Genomic DNA, 20031 nt, shown 5'->3' with positions numbered 1-20031 from the left:
ACCATATAAGTTCTCCCTGTACAGTTCGCGATTGCTTCGTACCTCGCAATGACGTGTTGTTTTGTAATTTGTGTACCCAACCACTCACCAATCAACCCGATCAACCATTCACCTACTTATCAATCCCCTCCAACGCAAACAAAAACGCGTAGTTTAACGCTTCCTCTTTTAAATAATCAAACCTACCCGATGCTCCGCCATGGCCGTAATCCATATTGGTATGCAGCATTAGCACGTTGTTGTCTGTTTTATTGGCGCGTAACTTGGCTACCCATTTGGATGGTTCAAAATATTGCACCTGGCTATCATGCAAGCCGGTTACAACCAACATGTTTGGATAAGCTTTCTTCTCCACGTTTTCATAAGGCGAATAGCTTTTCATGTATTTGTAGGCATCCTCATTTTTAGGATTCCCCCATTCATCAAACTCATTTGTAGTTAGGGGGATACTTTCATCAAGCATGGTGTTCACTACGTCAACAAAAGGCACTTCGGCAATAATGCCATGCCACAGGTCGGGAGCCATATTGGCTACAGCGCCCATCAGCAAGCCGCCGGCGCTGCCGCCTTCGGCGTACAAATGCTCTTTACTGGTATATTTTTGATCAACAAGGTATTTACCGCAGTCAATAAAATCAGTAAAGGTGTTTTTCTTTTTCATCAACTTGCCATCCAGGTACCACTGACGGCCCATTTCCTGTCCGCCCCGGATGCCAGCCATTGCGAAAACAAAACCTCTGTCGAGTAAACTTAACCGCGCGCTCGAAAAATAAACATCATTGGTATAACCGTAAGAACCATAGCCATAAAGCAGTAAAGGCGCTTTACCATTTTTGTCGAACCCCTTTTTATAAACTAATGATATGGGCACTTTAGTCCCATCTGTCGCGGTGGCGTAAATACGTTCGGTTACATAATCATCGGCCTTATACCTACCCAACACCTCTTGTTGCTTCATCAGTTTGGAGGCCTTTGTCTCCATGTTATAATCAAAGGTTGATGACGGCGTGGTAAGCGAAGTATACCCGTACCTTAATACCTTACTGTTATAATCGGGATTAGCGCCCACATAAATAGCATAAGCGGCTTCTTTAAAATCAACATAATGCTCGGCACCTGATGCAAGGTTACGCACCCTGAATTGGTTTAGCCCATTCTTGCGCTCGGTGATCACGATAAAATCCTTATACTCTTCAACCCCTTCCAGCAACACATCTTTGCGATGTGGCAAAACTTCTTTCCAGTTGCTGCTTTCAGTTTTATCAAGCGGGCATTCCATCAGTTTAAAGTTGATAGCATCCTGGTTGGTTACTATCAAAAACTTATCGGCAAGGGCGGTAACACTGTACAATACATCTTTGATACGAGGCTGAAAAACTTTAAAAGCTTCGTTAGGTTTGCCAGCATCCAGGTATCTGAACTCGGACGATAAAGTAGCCCGCGACTCGATAAAAATATAATCGCCCGATTTTGATTTATCTACACCTATATAGTTCGATTTATCTTTTTCCTCATAAACAACCACATCAGCATCTTTAGAACCTAAAGCGTGGCGTTTAATTTTTTCGGTAAGCAATGTTTCCGGGTTTTTGGCGGTGTAAAACAATGTTTTATTATCCTTGGCCCAAACAGAGCCGCCGGTAGTATTAATTATAGCATCGGCATAAATTTCACCCGTTTCCAGGTTTTTAATGTGAATGGTATACTGCCTCCTCGAAACCATATCAATGCCATAAGCCAGCAGCTTATTATCCGGACTAATATTAAACCCATTGGCCGAGTAGTAACTATGCCCTTTTGCCATTTCATCCACATCAAGCAATACTTCCTCCTTAGCATCAAGACTGCCTTTTTTACGGCAATATTTGTAATACTCTGCTCCTTCGTCGGTACGCGAATAGTAATAGTAACCGTTTTTAAATACCGGTACCGATTCATCTTTTTCCTTGATCCTGGCTTTCATTTCATCAAACAGCACCTTCTGAAAGTTTTTGGTACCGCTCATCATAGTATCCTGGTAAGCGTTCTCTGCTTTCAGGTAATCTACAGCTTTGGTGCTATCGGGACCTTTCTTAAAGTAATCAATCATCCAGTAATAATTATCTGTAACGGTATCATTATGGATAGTGCGGATATGCGGTTTAATTTCGGCAACGGGGGGGGTTACATCGGGCCATTTGTACATAGTAGTTTCTGTTTTTTGTTTGCACGAAGCGGCAAAGATTAAAATACTTACCGGAATAATGATTTTTTTCATTGGATAAAAGGTTTAAAGTACTGAACCTTTTAAAGTTAGGTTTAAGAAATGGGAAAGGCAATAGGGATGTAAAATCAGGCCGCATATTTACTCAGCCTTTAAAATCCCCTCTTGAGAGGAGACGCGGAGGAAGGGGCGGTCAATGTCATTAAGTTAAAGAAAATCCCCCAGAGGGGGAACAGGTATGTAGGAACGTAATTATACCGAAAACAACCGTGCCGTAGGTACGGAACACCGGAGTTGTGTACCTCTGGCACACGAAAATCTGTTATATTTCTACAAACCTTTTGCACCTCTGGTGCAGCCTGATCATCTCTCAACTTAATGAAATTGAACGGGCGGTAGCAGGAGTACGTTTCTGCAATAGACTTATCAAAAAGCAGAAACACACCCCTCCGCCCCTCTCAAGAGGGGAATCGCACATCCCCACGCTCAAACCTACGGGAAGAAAAGAATAACAGGGGGGGGTAACAGGGTTAACACAATTTCGAAAAAATCAATTTACATTACTAATAACCAGACACTTACAAAAGCAAGGGATTACACCTAAAAATTCTATTAATATTCCAAATATAAATCCGTCAAGAAAACTTAGCGCCTTCGCCTGTTCCAATATCGAACTGTCCCCCCTCACTTAATCAACCCAATCAACCGCTCTCCCCAACAACAAAAAATCCACCTGCTATTGCTAACAGGTGGACGGGGATATAAATTAAAACAATAAACTACTAAGCCAAATTGCGCCCGGCATTTACAATACCATAAACCGTACGGATCACCAGCTTATTATAAATATCATTAAGCTCGGTATCCTTTTCATAGTTTATGCATTGAAGCGCATAGTGCTGAATGATCACCAACGGCAATACAATTTTTTCGCGGATGGCGATAGAACGGCGTTCAACCGGGTACTCTTCCATTAGTACCGTACTGCCGGTTACTTCCAGCAGCATTTCGCGGGTGAGTACAAACTCGTCCTTCAGCATTTTCCAGAACGCACCAAACTTCTCGTCTTTTTCAAGATATGCGGTAACGCGGAAATCTGATTTAGACATGGACATCATACAGTTATCCAGCATGGTTTTGAAGAAACCTGATGTTCGGTAAAGTTCTTTAACCTCATCCCAGCCGCCGGTTTCCTTAACTTGCTTAAGCGCGGTACCTACACCATAAAAACCAGGGATGCTTTGTTTTAACTGGCTCCATGAAGTTACAAAGCTGATAGCCCTCAGGTCTTCCAGTTTCAGTTGCGCACCGGCATTACGCTTGGTTGGGCGGCTACTGATATTGATCCTTGACAATAATTTCAGCGGACTGAATTTCTCCAGGTATTCAACAAATAAAGGATGTGCGCGCAAATCGATAAACAACTTGTAACTTATATCGGCCATTTGCTGAATAAGCTCTTTATGACGGGCATCTAACAGATCATTACGGTTTGGATGCAGGGCCGAGATAACGCCGGCATTGATGAGCTGTTCCATATTAAACCTTGCAGTTTCAACCGAGCCATATTGCGAACTTACGGTTTGACCCTGGATAGTTAACTGGATATGCTCATTGGCAATCTCCTTACCCATCGACGCGTAGAAACGGTGTGTTTTACCACCGCCACGTGCCGGTGGGCCGCCCCTGCCATCAAAAAACGCCAGTTGAATGCCGTATTTACGGGCCATGGCTGTAAGTTCAACTTTGGCTTTATAAATCGACCAGTTGGCCATCAGGTAACCACCGTCTTTAGTACTATCAGAGAAACCAAGCATAATGGTTTGCTGGCTGCCACGGTTTTTCAGGTGCTCGGCATAAAATGGATGCGTGTATAACTGCTCCATAATGCCCGCCGCGTGTTCCAGATCGTTAACGGTTTCAAAAAGCGGCATAAAATCAATGCTCAGGCTATCTTTTTTCCAACCGCTCCATAAAAACAGGTCTATCAGTTGCAGGATATCAGATGCACGTTGGCAGTTACTGATAATAAAGCGCTGACAAGCTTTCTCGCCATTACCTTCCTGGATCTGTTTAACCAACCTGATGGTATCCAGCGTATCGTGGATCATAGCATCCTTTTCTTCTTCAGGACAAACAAAATCTGCCTCTTTAAAAACAATGCTCTTTACCTTTTCGTCCTCGCTCAGTTCAGAATAACCTTCGGCAACACCGGTGTCTATGTTTTTGGTACCGTACTCAAAAACCTTGCGTAAAATGCGGCTGTCCTGCCTGATGTCAATCGTTGCAAAATAACATCCAAACAGGCGTACCTTTTGGATCATATCCTCGACAATATCTACAAACAAACCATCGTGATCTTTAAGGATAACATCTTTGATAGATAACAGTAAATCCAGTATCTCGCCCTGCAAATCAACTGGCGTTAACTGCTCATTAGCATTTTTATAAAAGAGGTTCTCCAACTTACCCATCGCTTCTTCCACACCGCGGAAAGTTATACGGCGTTTAAGCGTCCTGAAATCACGATAGTAACAACGGAACAGGCGCTGCCTTAAAAAGCTGGCCACCTCTTTAGTGGTTTGCGTAGTTACGTTAGGATTACCATCACGGTCGCCACCTGGCCAGAAACCCAATTCCAGGATCTGGCGGCTTGCCGCGTCAATATCAAACTCCTCTTCAAGCTTAGCCTGAATGTCTGATACGGCATGGTAAAATATATTCTCCAAAAACCAGGAAAGGCTAACAGCTTCATCAACCGGCGTTGGTGATGTTTTATTAAAGAAAGGTGTTTTACCCAGTTGCTGCAGCAATACATCGATACTATTAATATCATTGGTTTTTACGGCTTCAATCAAATCGGTCATGATGCCAAGCACCGTGCCGGGATAAAACTGTGTAGGGTGAGCAGTAAGCACCAGGCGTAACGAAAAATCTTTCAGCTTTTCGCTGATATCCTGACGGCTTTCATCGCTGATGGCCGCGTGCTGCAATAAACTTTGCAGGGTACCGCTATCATCAAACTTACCTATTTTATTAAATGATGAATCTTCAATGGCGTCAAACAATACTACCTGACGTTCAATGTACTGAATAAACCTGAACATGCGGTTAATCTGCTCACGATGTTCGATATCCGGTACGTACTTTTCAAAAAACGACTCGATGATCTCTGTAGGCGAATCATGGGTGATAGCACCCTTTTCGCAATGTGAGCTGAAGAACGGCAATAAAATACCGGTATCCTTTACCTGGTAAAACGGAAGTGTTTGAAACAAACTGTTATATAACTCAAATCGGGTAACAACCTCATTATTGAAGGCTGCTTCTCTTTGGCTGAGTTTTAACGTTGGCGACATAGTAAAAAATTAAATTGAGGTAAAATTGATTGGTTTAGCTTTTGGCCTTTTCCGGGGGGTGAATTTACTGATCTTTAATTTAAATTCACCAAAAAGTAAATATTTATTAACACTAATCTTCAATTAATAGCATTTTAACAAAATAAGACACAAAAATTAAAAATATGGAAATTCAAAACGCCATTTCGGGGCAATAAATTATATTTAATAAAAACAGCCCGAACAAACAAAATTCCTTATAATAGTTCTGTTATTTATAAAGCTGCTACTACCATGTCTATAAACATCAGGGAGATAAAAAGTTTCTTTTACAGTCAATATTTTTCTGATGGCATCCGGATCTGCATAGGCATATTACTGCCTTCCCTGCTGTTAATGCAGTTTGATAAATTCGATCTCGGCCTTACGCTTTCATTGGGCGCGTTGTGTATCTGTGTTATTGATACGCCCGGACCAGTATCGCACAAACGTAACGCCATGGCAGCCGGTAACCTTTGCCTGTTTTTGGTAGCCGTTATTACCGGTTTCGCAAGGCTCAACGTAATTACCCTCGGTATCGAGATCACCTTTTTCGCCTTTCTGTTTTCTATGTTCACTGTTTATGGTAACAGGGCGGCATCGGTGGGTACCTGTTCGTTGCTCATCATGATCTTTATGATGGATAAGGCATTAGCCGCCCCTGAGGTATTGGGTTACAGTGCTAAGATTTTGGCCGGGGGCGTTTGGTATATGATCTTCAGCCTGGTGTTTTTCGGCATTCGCCCCTACCGCGCGGCGCAACAGGCCCTTGGCGAAAACGTGACCGATATAGCCCGTTTCTTACGCATCAAAGCCGATTTTTATTTATCCGATACCGATATCGACGAAAACTACCGTAAACTGGTTTCCAAACAGATCCAGGTGAGCCAGCATCAGGACGCCGTGCGCGAGTTACTTTTTAAAAGTCGCATTATGGCCCGCGAATCAACGGCACCAAGCCGCATCCTGGTACTAACCTTTGTTGACCTGGTTGATATCTATGAGCAGATTATGGCCACGCATTATGACTACGCCTATATCCGCGAAAAATTTAAGGATACCGGTGTACTTTCAGAAATTGCCCGCATTATCCATAACATGGCCGATGAGCTTGACGATGTGGCCTATATTGTGCTAACAAACACACGCCGCCGCCATCTCACCGACTTTAACATCGAACTGGAAAAACTCAAAGTTAAGATCGATTCCATTGGCAAAAACAACCAGGAAACCAGTAACCTGGTGCTTAAAAAGATCCTGATTAACCTGCGTTCGCTTGGCGAGGGAATTAACAACATCTATAAATACTATAGCTCAAAAGCTGCCGAATCATTAAATGAACCAAAAGGTGATGTAGAATACACCGCGTTTGTAAGCCATCAGGATTTCGCGCCGCATATTTTCACCGACAACTTTACGCTGGCATCCGGCGCGTTTAAGCATGCCTTGCGGGTAGCATTGGTATGCCTGGTAGGCTTTATTACTGCAAAGCTTGTTTCCTTAGGTCACCATAGTTATTGGGTATTACTTACCATTATTGTGATATTGAAACCAGGTTTCAGCCTTTCCAAACAGCGTAACTATCAGCGTTTAATAGGCACCATTGGCGGCGGTGTTATTGGTATAGCCATACTTACTTTTATCCCTAATGCTACCGCCCAATTTATTTTCCTGGTGATATTTATGATGGGGGCTTACAGCTTTCAGCGCCTTAACTATGTGGTAAGCGTTATTTTCATGACACCTTATGTATTGATACTATTCAAGTTTTTAGGCGTGGGATTGTTGAATGTAGCGCAGGAAAGGATCCTTGATACCATTATAGGTTCAACCATTGCTTTGGTGGCCAGCTATCTGATATTCCCAACCTGGGAGTTTGAACAGATCCAGGAAACCCTGAGGGATGTAATTATTGCTAATATCAATTACCTGGTTACTATTGCCGAAAGCATTTCGGGCAAAATGACCAGTATTACTGCCTACAAACTGGCACGTAAGGAGGTTTATGTAAAATCGGCCAACCTTTCGGCCGCATTTGAACGCATGACCTCCGAGCCCAAAAGCAAGCAACGTAAAATAAAGGATATACATAAGTTTGTGGTGCTAAACCATATTCTTTCCTCATATATCGCTACAATAGCATCGGCCCAAAGTAAAAAAGAAATCGCGGTTGCCCACCCCGAGGCCATGAAGCTGATCAAAAAAAGTATAACTGTATTAAACGATACCGGCCAAAAACTACAGGCCGAGAATATCGAATTCAATATCGGTAAAATTCCTTCCCCTAATCCGGAAGCTCAGAAACCTGTGGCCCAGGCGGAGGACGCTTTATTGAAAGAGCAACTGGGCTTTATCAATAAGATCAGCTACGACATCGCGAAGATCACGGATAGTATTTTGGTTTAGATATTACGTAGCAACCTATGCCTTTTACTTTCGCGCACCCGGCTATAGTTTTACCACTCAACAACCTTAAAACACGGTGGCTATCATTAACCGGGTTAATTGCAGGCGCTATGGTTCCTGATTTTGAATACTTCATCAGGATGCATATATACAGTATCTATAGCCATACTATTTGGGGATTGTTTTGGTTTGATATTCCCTTTGGAGTGTTGCTTGCCTTTCTATTCCACAACATTGTTCGTAATAAACTATTCAATAACCTGCCATCTTTTTTAAACAGGCGCTTATATGCTTACAAAACCTTTAACTGGAATAGTTATTTTAGAAAGTACTGGCCTGTTGTTTTGTATTCGATTTTTATTGGAGCCTGTACTCACCTGTTTTTAGATGCTTTTACACACCCTGCAGGATATTTTGTTGCACTATTCCCCAAAGTATTTAATAAAACTATCATAGCTACTACCCCGCTTTATAAAATCCTTCAACATACGTTTACGCTGATCGGTACACTATATATAATGTATTACATCCGAAAAATGCCGGAAGAACGACACACCAATCGATCTATCTCAAAATACTGGATCCTGATAAGTATTTGTACTGCTTGCATCATTGTTTTGAGGTTTTGGATAATGCCAGATTACCAGGTAATTGCTAATGTGGTCATATCCGCTATTTCCGCGTTTTTGTTAGCGTTGATCATTATTCCTCAAATTTTAAAAATCTCTGTTTCACACTGAAAAGTAAAACGTTTTCTGGTTAAAATCTCCACTTAAAACATTCCAAATATGTTTAAACCTTTAAATTAAACTGTTTCCAAAAACAAAAAATACCCGGTTGCATGGATAGGTTCATGATGATTTTTCCCTACTTTAGCCATCGATGATAAACGTAGTTTCAAAATTACCCCAAACAGGAACCACCATATTCACCGTCATGTCGGCCCTGGCCAACGAGCTCGGGGCAATAAATCTGTCGCAGGGTTTTCCTGACTACGACTGTTCGCCCGAGCTTATCGAGCTTGTGAATAAAGCCATGAAAGAGGGTCATAACCAGTATGCGCCTATGGCAGGTGTAATGGCTTTGAGAGAGCGTATTGCCGAAAAAACCGAAAAACTTTACGGCGCTGTTTATAATCCGGAAACGGAAATTACCATAACTGCCGGTGGTACACAGGCTATATTTACAGCTATCAGCGCCGTTATACATCCCAATGATGAAGTGATCATTTTTGAACCTGCTTTTGATTGTTACGCCCCAGCCATTAAACTGATGGGAGGCGTTGTAAAATCGCTTGCTCTTGAACCGCCCAACTATCGTATTGCCTGGGATATGGTGAAGCGGCTGATCAACCAAAAAACAAAAATGATCATCCTCAACTCGCCACATAACCCAACGGCAACTATCCTGCACAAGGAAGACATTGAACAGTTAAGCGCGCTGGTAAAAAACCAGGACATATTAATATTGAGCGACGAGGTATACGAACACCTGATATACGATGGTGAAACCCACCACAGCATGGCCCGCTACCCGGAGTTGCAACAACGCAGTTTCATTGTAGCATCCTTCGGCAAGCCTTTTCATGCTACCGGCTGGAAGGTTGGATATTGCATGGCACCCGCCTATCTCATGAATGAGTTCAGGAAAATTCACCAGTTTTTGGTGTTCGCGGTAAACACACCTATCCAATATGCCATCGCCGAACATCTGAAAAACGAAGAAACTTACCTGGGCTTAGCTGAATTTTTCAGGCAGAAACGTGACTATTTCAGGAATGGGCTCGAACAAACCCGTTTTAAACTTCTGCCTTGCAACGGTTCATACTTCCAGTCAGTAAGTTACCAGCATATTTCCGACGAAAAAGATGTTGATTTTTCTATCCGGATAGCAAAGGAATTTGGAGTAGCAACTATACCTGTTTCGGCATTTTACAGCAAGGGGATTGACCACCATGTGCTGAGGTTTTGTTTCGCCAAAAGACAAGAAACTTTAGATAAAGCCGTTGATAGGTTAATTCGCATTTAATTTTTGGTTAATGGTTCATAGTTAATGGATCATAGCCAAATCTTTAAATTTGATTTTGGTTCATGGTTCACAATTAACGGATCATAGCCAACTTGTATAAGTTTTATCAGTATGGATCAACCATCGTCATGCATTTTTTGCTATGAACCATGATCCATCCACTATGAACCAATTACTATGGAAAATCTTAAAATTACTGTTTTTCAAGGCTACCTTTTTTGGGAAAATATCGATAAAAACCTTCAGAACATCACACTCAGGCTATCGGGCGGAATCCGCGAAAAAACCGATCTCATTATACTTCCCGAAATGTTTACCACGGGCTTTACCATGAATGCCGCGGTACTGGCCGAACCCATGAATGGCAAAACCATGCAATGGATGGAGAAAACCGCCCAACAGTATGATTGTGTGATAACCGGAAGTATTATTATAGAAGAGGGTGGCAAATACTATAACCGCCTCATTTGGATGCGCCCCGATGGCACGTATGAACATTATGATAAACGTCACCTGTTTGCGCTTGGTAAAGAGCATAATACTTACACCGCCGGCACCAAAAAACTTTTTGTTGAGCTAAACGGCTGGAAAATTTGCCCGGTGATCTGTTATGACCTCCGTTTCCCGGTGTGGCTGCGTAACATTGAAGAAAACGCGTACGACCTGCTTATCGTAGTGGCTAACTGGCCCGAGCGCAGGGCCGCACACTGGCGTACCCTGATACCTGCGCGCGCCGTTGAAAATCAATCATATATCATAGCGGTTAACCGTGTAGGCCACGATGGCAACGAAGTTTATCACAGCGGCGATTCTACCTGTATTGACCCTAATGGTAAAGTAATTTACTACAAACGTGATGAAGAAGACCTTTACACATTCAGTATCGTAGCCGACGAGATTGAAAAGATACGCACCGCGCTCCCCTTCCTAAAAGATGCGGATGACTTTGAAATAAATATCTGAACCGGGATTTGGGCTGATTTTCAGGATTAATTGGATTTTCCTATCACATCGAAATTAAAATCCGTCTATCCTGAAAATCCTATAAATCCAGGTTCAGACAAAATCACGGTTCCTTTCTACCATTAGTTTTCCTTCGCTTCATACAAAATTCATAAGTATTTTGAATTTTTGTAATGTTGAATTTTGAAGAAGGAAAATGCGAAATATAAAATCCCTGCTATTTATATCACCCTTATTTTTTAGTTTATTAACACAAAAGGCCGAAGCACAGACAGATACGTTAAAGATCACTTTCCCTGAAGCTGAAAAACAGTTCATTGAAAATAACCTTAGCCTGCTTGCCCAAAAGTATAATGTTGATGCCCAAAAGGCGCTCATTCAACAAGCTAAATTATGGGACAACCCCGTTTTAAGCACCGATCAAAACATTCACGACGGTGGTACCAACAAATTTTTTAACCACGCCAACGGTGGCGGACAAGTTTTTGTTCAGCTAAACCAGGTATTTGCCACTGCCGGCAAACGCGGCAAACAGGTAAAAGTAGCCGAAGACGATGCCAAAGTTCAGGAAGCTGCCTTTAACGACCTGATGCGCAACCTGCGCTACAATCTTCAGCTTGATTTCGGTCAGCTTGGTTCGTTGAATGCCCAACAATTGGTTTATCAAAACGAAATCAAATCGGCTACCGAACTGGTTAATGCCATTCAAAAATCATTTGATGTTGGCAATACTTCCATGAAGGACCTGATCCGCTTGAAAGCATTGCTGTTTGGCCTGCAAAATGATATGGTTGAGAACAACCGCCAGATCAACGATCTGCAGACTGAGCTTAAAACCTTACTCCAAACTAAAGAAACCGCATTTGTACAACCTATCATAAATGATAAGCCGGTTGAAACTGTCGACCTGGACGTACAATCACTAATAAGTCAGGCCATGACCAACAGGCCCGATTACTTATCTAATCAGTACCAGTTAAATTCGGCCACACATAACCTCGCCTATCAAAAAGCATTGGCTGTGCCTGATGTAACCATCGGCGTATCATACGATCAAAATAGCAGCTACGCCCGTAACTACTATGGCTTACAAATTGGTTTGCCAATACCGTTGTTTAACCGCAACCAGGGCAATATCAAATCTGCACAATACAATATCAAAAGCCAGGAGAGCACTTTAAAACAAAGCGAGTTCCAGCTTAAAAACGATGTGGTTGCTGCCGTTAACCAGTATAAGTTGAACCAGCAACTGTTCTCTAACCAGCAGATCACTTTTAATGAGCAATATGATAAACTGTTTGGTGCCATGCTCAAGAGTTTCCAGCAACGCCAGATAAGCCTTGTAGAGTTTGTTGACTTTTTTGACACCTATAAGGATACCAAACTAAAAATATTGCAACAAAAATATAACCTGCAAAAAGCTATTGCCGACCTCAACTTTGCCGTTGGCACAACCGTAATAAAATCCTGACTAACTTTTTAAGACTTACTATGATGAAAAGAGAAACGCTGTTTTCCGGCATCTCAGCTTTACTATTGCTTGCCGCTTGTAAAGGCAAAACCCCTCCTGCTGTTGAAAACAAACAGGTAACTGTGAGCGATTCGATGGCCAAAATTATCACTATCGATACAGCCAAGATCGCTACCATAAAAAATGAGCTAACCCTTTCGGGCGAGGTATCATACGATGACAACGCGGTTGTTAAAGTATTCCCTTTTTCCAGCGGACAGGTGCTGGATGTGAAAGTTTCACTTGGCGATAAGGTGAGCAAAGGTCAAACCCTTGCCATTGTGCGCAGTGCCGATGTTGCCGGTAACTATACTGATTTGAGTTCTTCAAAATCAGATCTTGCCATTTACAAACGTCAGTTAGAGCAGGCAGAATATTTATACAAAAACGGTATCTCAAGCGAGCGCGATTATACCGAGGCTAAAGAAAATTACAACAAAGCCGAAGCGGCTTTTAATAAAGTTCAACAGCAAATTGCTATCAATGGTGGCGGTAACACCAGCCCGGGCGGTACCTTAGTAATTAAAGCCCCTGAAAGCGGTTATGTAGTTGAAAAAAATATTACTGCTGGTGGTTTTATCCGTCCGGATAATGCCAATAGCATGTTTACCATATCAAACATGAAAGATGTTTGGATCTGGGCCAACGTATTTGAGTCGGACATTAGTCGTGTTAAAGTGGGTTACACTGCAAAAGTTACCACCATTGCTTATCCTGATAAAGTATTTACAGGTAAAGTTGACGCAATAAGCTCTGTACTTGATCCAGACAATAAGGTTTTGAAAATCAAAATTGTATTGCCTAACGAAGGTATGCTGCTTAAGCCGGAGATGTTTACCAGCGTGGTTATAGCCAACAGCGAGAAAGCACAGTCGGTTGCTATACCGGCCAAAGCCGTTGTTTATGACAACAGCAAAAACTTTGTAGTAGTTTATAACAGTAAAGATGACCTGAAAGTACGCCAGGTAGCAGTTATAAAAACGGTTGAGGATACCACTTACATATCATCAGGCCTGCAGGCGGGTGATAAGATCATATCCAAAAACCAGCTGCTTTTTTATGATGCCATTGCAGGCAATAATTAAGGGGCGATAAACTAAAAATTGCCGGGCTTTAAAACCGGGCATTTACGTTTTTAAAATACAAAGACTACAATGAACAAGTTCATCAAAAATATCATATACTTCTCGCTTAGGCACCGTTACTTTGTGTTCTTTATGACACTGGTATTGGTAGTGCTGGGTGTGTGGAGCTATACCAACACCCCTATCGAGACCTTTCCTGACGTAACCAATACGCAGATCATTATTATTGCCCAATGGCCGGGCCGCAGTGCCGAAGAAATGGAGAAAATGGTTACCATCCCTATGGAAACCGTTTTAAACTCGGTACAGAAAAAAGCAAACCTTCGTACTACATCGTCATTCGGTCTTTCATATGTCCGCATTATTTTTGATGATGACGTTGATGACGCGTTTGCACGCCAGCAGGTATTAAGCCGTCTTGGAAACGCCGATTTGCCAGACGGTGTTAAACCCGAGGTTGAGCCTCCGTACGGCCCAACAGGTGAGATTTTCCGTTATACCTTAAAAAGCCATACCAAATCGTTACATGACCTTACCGCGATACAGGATTGGGTGCTTGACCGCCAATTTAAATCTATCCCGGGTGTAGCCGACGTGAACAGCTTTGGCGGCGAGGAAAAAACTTACGAGGTGAGTGTGAACCCTTCGTTGCTACAAAAATACGGCCTTACCTCGCTTGATGTTTACACCGCCCTTAACCGCAGTAATATTAACGTGGGGGGTGACATCATCGAAAAAAATGACCAAGCTTATGTTGTACGTGGTATTGGCTTGATCAACAATATTGATGAGATCCAGAATATCATTATCAAAAACGTAAACAACGTACCAATCCTTGCTCGTGACATTGCCGAAATTAAAGAAGGCGGCTTGCCACGTTTAGGCCAGGTTGGTCGCGATAAAAACAACGATGTTATTGAAGGTATTGTGGTAATGCGTAAAGGCGAAAACCCTGCTGAGGTATTAAAGCTGATTAACCAAAAGGTTGTTGACCTTAATAAAAGCGTATTACCGGCCGACGTAAAAATCTCTACTTTTTACGATCGTACCAACCTGATGGATTTTTGTACCGAAACTGTTATCCATAACCTCTGCGAAGGTATTATACTGGTAACTGTTATCGTGTTACTATTCATGGCCGATTGGCGTACTACGCTTACGGTAGCTATCATTATTCCGCTGGCTTTATTATTTGCCTTTATCTGTTTAAGGTTAAAAGGCATGAGCGCCAACCTACTCTCCATGGGGGCGGTTGACTTTGGTATCATCATAGATGGTGCCGTGGTAATGGTAGAGGGAATTTTCGTGGCGCTTGATCACAAGGCCAGGGAAGTAGGCATGCAGAAATTCAACGGGCTTGCCAAGCTTGGCTTGTTTAAGAATGTTGGCGCAGAGATGGGTAAAGCTATCTTCTTCTCTAAACTCATTATCCTTACCTGTTTGGTACCAATCTTCGCTTTCCAAAAGGTTGAAGGTAAAATGTTCTCTCCGCTGGCTTACACTTTAGGCTTTGCTTTGCTGGGTGCATTAATATTCACACTTACGTTGGTGCCTGCATTGTCAAGCATACTGCTCAATAAAAATGTAAGAGAAAAGCACAACCCGGTAGTATTGTTTTTTGAGCATGGTATCCGCCGTATGTTCGGTTATACTTATCGCAATCAAAAATTAAGTCTGATAGTTGCGGTAGCCTTCATGGCAGTTACCTTCTTCTCGGCTAAGTTTTTAGGGTCAGAGTTTTTGCCGCAGCTTAATGAAGGTGCCCTTTGGGTAACGGCGCAGCTGCCAATGAGTACCTCGCTGGAAAGCTCGGTTAAGGTAACTGACAAAATGAGGCAGATCCTCTCAACCTACCCTGAGGTGAAACAAACATTATCGCAGGTTGGCCGTACTAATGACGGTACCGACCCTAAAGGTTTTTTTAACGTACAGATTCAGGTTGACCTTTTACCTAAAAAGGAATGGAAACGCAATATTACCCAGGAAGAGCTCATAGCTGACATGGATAAAAAACTCAGTCAGTTTCCAGGCATTGTATTTAACTATTCGCAACCTATTATTGATAACGTGGCCGAGGCAGTTGCGGGTGTACCGGCATCAATGGCAGTAAAAATATTCGGCCCGGATTTCCAGGTGCTCGATCAAAAAGCTGACTCGGTGATGGCCGTGCTTAAAAAGATCCAGGGCGTTGAAGACCTTGGTATCCTTCGCAATCTTGGCCAGCCAGAGTTCCGTATTGAGCTTGACCAGCGTAAGATGGCACTTTATGGTGTATCAACTGCCGATGCAAACTCGGTTATTGAGATGGCCATTGGCGGTAAAGCGGCCTCGCAACTTTATGAAGGCGAACGTAAGTTCGATATCAGGATCCGTTATCAAAAACAATTCAGGGATACTCAAAGCAAAATCGAGAACCTGATGGTGCCTACGTTAAACGGTTCAAAAATTGCCATTAAGGAAATCTCGAAGATCACCACACTAACCGGCCCGGCATTTATTTACCGCGATAACAACATGCGTTACATTGCCGTAAAATTCTCGGTACGTGGTCGTGATTTGGGTAGTACCATTGCCGAAGCACAGGACAAAGTGGGCGCTGCTGTAAAATTGGATCAGGGTTACTCCTTCACCTGGAACGGTGAATTTGAAAACCAGATCAGGGCCTCAAACACTTTGGCACACGTAGTACCTATATGTTTACTGGTAATATTCCTGATCCTGTTCATCACCTTCGGTAACGCTAAAGATGCCGTACTGGTAATCCTGAACGTGCCGTTCGCGTTGATAGGCGGTATTTTAGCATTGCATATCACAGGTACTAACTTCAGTATCTCGGCAGGTATCGGTTTCATCGCCTTATTTGGTGTCTGTATCCAGAATGGTGTGATCCTGATATCGGTATTCAAGAAAAACCTTGAAGAAAAAATGCACCTTGATGAAGCTATTATGCAAGGTGTAATATCACGTGTTCGTCCGGTAGTTATGACCGCGTTGATGGCCGCCATTGGTTTGATGCCTGCGGCAATTTCTACGGGTATTGGTTCCGAAACTCAAAAACCGCTGGCTATAGTGGTAATAGGCGGTTTGGTAACTTCAACCATATTAACCTTACTGATATTACCTATCATTTACGCCATAGTTTACCGTTTAATCCACCGCCGTGAAAACCGTAAGCTGCTGAAAAAAGTAGGCATGATAAAGGGATAATTAATTATCTATAAATATTTTTCTGAAAAGATAAGTGTAAATCGCCACCCTTAAACGGTGGCGATTTTTTTATTATTACAACATTAAAACTTTAATTTGCAGGAAATACTCCGATAGCTTTTTAGTAAACATGTCATATATAAAACCATTGTTTCGCAGTGCTTTACCGCTCGCTTTTTTATTAACTATCCCAATCCTTTCATCAGCCCAAAAGAAAAAAGAAAAGGATAAGGATTACGCCCAACTGGTTGATCCTTTTATAGGCACCGGCGGACATGGGCACACCTACCCCGGCCCGGTAATGCCTTTTGGCATGGTGCAGCTTAGTCCGGATACCCGGTTAGAAGGCTGGGACGGCTGCTCGGGTTATCATTATACCGATAGTTTGGTTTATGGCTTTTCGCATACACACTTAAGCGGTACCGGCGTACCTGATTATTGCGACGTGCTGTTTATGCCCACCACCGGCGATCCTAAATTCAAAAACACCGAATACCGCTCGCACTTCAGCAAAAAGAATGAAAGTGCTACGCCCGGCTATTATCATACCCTGCTCGATAAATACAACATCGGCGTTGAGCTAACGGCTACAACCCGTGTGGGCGTTCACCGCTATACTTATCCATCAACCGATAAGGCCAACATTATTATCGATCTGCAGCATCGCGATGAAGTGCTTGATTCATGGATTGAAGTGGTAAATGATCATGAGGTTCGCGGCTTCCGCATGTCGAAATCATGGGCCGATAAACAACAGGTATATTTTTATGCCAAGTTTTCAAAGCCTTTTAAAACCTATGGTATCGCGTTAAATAACGAGGTTCAAAATGGGCAGAGCAAAGTACAGGGCAAAAACATCAAGCTGTTTTTACAGTTTGATAATCCCGGTGAGGTGATCAGCAAAGTAGGCATCTCTGCGGTAAGCGCCGAAGGTGCCTTGAAAAACCTGGACGCCGAAGTGCCCGACTTCGATTTTAAAAAGATTCAGAAAGATGCCAAAATAGCCTGGAACCACGAACTCAATAAAATTCAGGTTGAAGGTGGCGCTCCTGCCCCATCCTCGCAAACCCAGGCCGTAGGCGGTACAGGGCCTTATAGCTATACCGCACCTGCAAAAAAAGTAGTTCAGCCCGATTATGCTAAAATAAAGCAAACCATCTTTTACACGGCTCTATACCACAGCATGGTAGCCCCAAGCATATACAGCGATGTTGACGGGCAATACCGGGGCATGGATCAGCAGGTACATACAGCTCAGGGATTTGATTATTACACGGTATTCTCCCTGTGGGATACCTTCAGGGCCGAGAACCCGCTACTGACATTGATAGACCGCAAACGCACACTTGATTTCATCAAAAGCTTTATGGCGATGTATGATCAGGGTGGTTTATTACCGATATGGCCGCTGGCTACTACCGAGACTTATTGCATGATCGGTAACCATTCTATCCCGGTTATTGTGGATGCGTATGCTAAAGGCATTCGCGATTTTGATGCCGAGAAAGCATTTACCGCGATGAAAGCTGCTGTAAACCGCAACCAGTTTGGTTTGGATAATTACCGCAAAAACGGGGCGGTTCAATCAGATGCAGAAGACGCCTCTGTATCAAAAACCTTAGAATACGCTTACGACGATTGGTGCATTGCGCAGATGGCTAAAATGCTCAACAAAACCGACGATTATACCCAATATAGTCAGCGTGCCCAATATTGGAAAAACGTTTACAACAACCAGAACACCTTTATGCAGGCCCGCGCAAACGGCGGCTGGCTGGAGCCTTTTGACCCTACGGAAATTAACGGTAATTATACCGAAGGCAACTCCTGGCAATATTCATTTTTGGTACCACATGACGTAGAAACCCTGATTGATAAAATGGGCGGGAAACAGGCTTTTGAAAACAAGCTTGATGAGCTATTCAGCACACAATCAAAACTAAGCGGCAGCGATATTCCGGATGTAGCCGGTTTGATAGGCCAATATGCACATGGTAACGAGCCAAGCCACCACATGGCTTACCTGTACAACTTTACCGACTCGCCGGATAAAACCCAGTTTTATGTAAGCCGCATTTTGCGCGAAGAATACAGCAATAAACCGGATGGCTTAGCCGGAAATGAGGATTGCGGACAGATGTCGGCCTGGTACGTGATGAGTTCATTGGGGATTTACAATATTGCTCCCGGTCAGCAGGATTTTCAGATTGGTATACCTCAGTTTGATAAAGCGGTGATCAACCTTGAAAATGGTAAAAAATTCAGCATTATTAACCCTGGTGCCGGTATTACCCGAAGCAATATTTACCTGCAGGGCATGAACCTTGATAAAAAAGTATATAGTAAGCTTTTCATCAATTACGACGATGTTGTTAAAGGCGGAGATTTTGAAGTATTTACCGGCAGGCTGGCCAATAAGATATTTACCCAGGACCTGGAAAAACCGGTTTCGAAGATTACAGATAACCTGATTGTTGCCAACCCTTACATTATAGCGCCGGCCAAATCATTCAAGCAGCCTTTCAGCATCCAGATCAAAGATCAGGATGCCGACGCGAAGATCTATTATACGCTTGATGGCTCTGTACCTACCGCTTCATCAACGCTTTACACACAGCCTATCAATATCACTGATAATATCACGATAAAAGCCATCGCTATAAAAGATGGCAAAAGCAGTTTTGTTGACGAGGCAAGTTTTATCAAGCTCCGTAACGATATTAAACTAACGATAATTAACAAATACCTGCCTAACTACCCTGCTAAAGGAGATGAATCATTAATTGACGGGCAGCACGGAACTACCAACTGGCGTTTAGGCAACTGGCAGGGCTATCAGGGTAAAGATTTTATCGCGGTGGTTGATATGAGCGCGGTTAAGCCTATAAAACAGATTAGCATTAATGCCCTGCAGGATAGCCGCGCCTGGATCGTGTTTCCTAAATATGTGCAGTTCTGGACATCAAACGATGGTAAAACCTATAAACTGGCAACCACCGTTAATACCAAAGTTGATATCAAGGACACCAACGTACAAACACAGGAATTTACCGCACCATTAAACACCAATGCCCGTTACATTAAACTGATTGCCAAACAATATGGCCCGCTGCCCGATTGGCATGAAAACAAAGGCAGCCAGTCGTATATTTTTACTGATGAAATAACGGTGGAGTGATTTTTGGATGTGCGGATTTCAGATGTGCAGATGAATGAAGTTTTGCTGTGGCTAACCATTTAAAAATGGATAAA

The 20031-nt window shown here is 42.8% G+C and carries 10 protein-coding genes; 8 read left to right on the top strand and 2 right to left on the bottom strand.

Going from position 1 to position 20031, the window contains the following annotated elements:
* Window positions 1–112: 112 nt before the first annotated feature.
* Both DEO27_RS06625 and DEO27_RS06620 read right to left on the bottom strand, forming a co-directional pair.
* On the bottom strand, window positions 113–2257 hold the full coding sequence (locus DEO27_RS06625) for a S9 family peptidase (protein WP_112571910.1): 2145 nt from the start codon (window positions 2255–2257) through the stop codon (window positions 113–115).
* 728 nt (window positions 2258–2985) lie between these two features.
* A complete protein-coding gene (locus DEO27_RS06620) occupies window positions 2986–5562 on the bottom strand; it encodes a phosphoenolpyruvate carboxylase (protein ID WP_112571912.1) in 2577 nt (858 codons plus the stop codon).
* Between the two features lie 273 nt (window positions 5563–5835).
* Between DEO27_RS06620 and DEO27_RS06615 the strand changes: the two genes are divergently transcribed.
* The 8 genes from DEO27_RS06615 to DEO27_RS06580 all read left to right on the top strand — a co-directional run bounded on the left by DEO27_RS06615 (window position 5836) and on the right by DEO27_RS06580 (window position 19957).
* Entirely contained in the window at window positions 5836–7986 is a 2151-nt protein-coding gene (locus DEO27_RS06615; RefSeq protein WP_112571914.1) for an FUSC family membrane protein, read from the top strand.
* A gap of 17 nt (window positions 7987–8003) precedes the next feature.
* Window positions 8004–8726, top strand: a complete 723-nt coding sequence (locus DEO27_RS06610; RefSeq protein WP_112571916.1) for a DUF4184 family protein — start codon at window positions 8004–8006, stop codon at window positions 8724–8726.
* A 142-nt stretch (window positions 8727–8868) separates the two neighbouring features.
* Window positions 8869–10014 (top strand): methionine aminotransferase, encoded by a 1146-nt coding sequence (locus DEO27_RS06605; protein ID WP_112571918.1) that lies wholly within the window; start codon window positions 8869–8871, stop codon window positions 10012–10014.
* Between the two features lie 177 nt (window positions 10015–10191).
* Window positions 10192–10977: an amidohydrolase gene (locus tag DEO27_RS06600; RefSeq protein ID WP_112571920.1), complete on the top strand. Its 786-nt coding sequence runs from the start codon at window positions 10192–10194 to the stop codon at window positions 10975–10977.
* A gap of 196 nt (window positions 10978–11173) precedes the next feature.
* Window positions 11174–12448, top strand: coding sequence for a TolC family protein (locus tag DEO27_RS06595; protein WP_112571922.1), 1275 nt, complete (start codon window positions 11174–11176; stop codon window positions 12446–12448).
* 20 nt (window positions 12449–12468) lie between these two features.
* On the top strand, window positions 12469–13572 hold the full coding sequence (locus tag DEO27_RS06590) for an efflux RND transporter periplasmic adaptor subunit (RefSeq protein ID WP_223818176.1): 1104 nt from the start codon (window positions 12469–12471) through the stop codon (window positions 13570–13572).
* Between the two features lie 69 nt (window positions 13573–13641).
* Window positions 13642–16779: an efflux RND transporter permease subunit gene (locus DEO27_RS06585; RefSeq protein WP_112571926.1), complete on the top strand. Its 3138-nt coding sequence runs from the start codon at window positions 13642–13644 to the stop codon at window positions 16777–16779.
* A gap of 130 nt (window positions 16780–16909) precedes the next feature.
* A complete protein-coding gene (locus tag DEO27_RS06580; protein ID WP_112571928.1) occupies window positions 16910–19957 on the top strand; it encodes a GH92 family glycosyl hydrolase in 3048 nt (1015 codons plus the stop codon).
* The last annotated feature ends 74 nt before the right edge of the window (window positions 19958–20031 follow it).

This window comes from Mucilaginibacter rubeus, from assembly GCF_003286415.2.
In the GTDB taxonomy this organism is placed as follows: domain Bacteria; phylum Bacteroidota; class Bacteroidia; order Sphingobacteriales; family Sphingobacteriaceae; genus Mucilaginibacter; species Mucilaginibacter rubeus_A.
Note: the sequence above shows the minus strand (reverse complement) of the source record. Positions and strands in the feature narration are given on the sequence as shown.

Bases quoted from the DNA above. Each gene is read 5' to 3' on its own strand.
- DEO27_RS06625 (WP_112571910.1), bottom strand. From the start codon at position 2,257: ATGAAAAAAATCATTATTCCGGTAAGTATTTTAATCTTTGCCGCTTCG.
- DEO27_RS06620 (WP_112571912.1), bottom strand. From the start codon at position 5,562: ATGTCGCCAACGTTAAAACTCAGCCAAAGAGAAGCAGCCTTCAATAAT.
- DEO27_RS06615 (WP_112571914.1), top strand. From the start codon at position 5,836: ATGTCTATAAACATCAGGGAGATAAAAAGTTTCTTTTACAGTCAATAT.
- DEO27_RS06610 (WP_112571916.1), top strand. From the start codon at position 8,004: ATGCCTTTTACTTTCGCGCACCCGGCTATAGTTTTACCACTCAACAAC.
- DEO27_RS06605 (WP_112571918.1), top strand. From the start codon at position 8,869: ATGATAAACGTAGTTTCAAAATTACCCCAAACAGGAACCACCATATTC.
- DEO27_RS06600 (WP_112571920.1), top strand. From the start codon at position 10,192: ATGGAAAATCTTAAAATTACTGTTTTTCAAGGCTACCTTTTTTGGGAA.
- DEO27_RS06595 (WP_112571922.1), top strand. From the start codon at position 11,174: ATGCGAAATATAAAATCCCTGCTATTTATATCACCCTTATTTTTTAGT.
- DEO27_RS06590 (WP_223818176.1), top strand. From the start codon at position 12,469: ATGATGAAAAGAGAAACGCTGTTTTCCGGCATCTCAGCTTTACTATTG.
- DEO27_RS06585 (WP_112571926.1), top strand. From the start codon at position 13,642: ATGAACAAGTTCATCAAAAATATCATATACTTCTCGCTTAGGCACCGT.
- DEO27_RS06580 (WP_112571928.1), top strand. From the start codon at position 16,910: ATGTCATATATAAAACCATTGTTTCGCAGTGCTTTACCGCTCGCTTTT.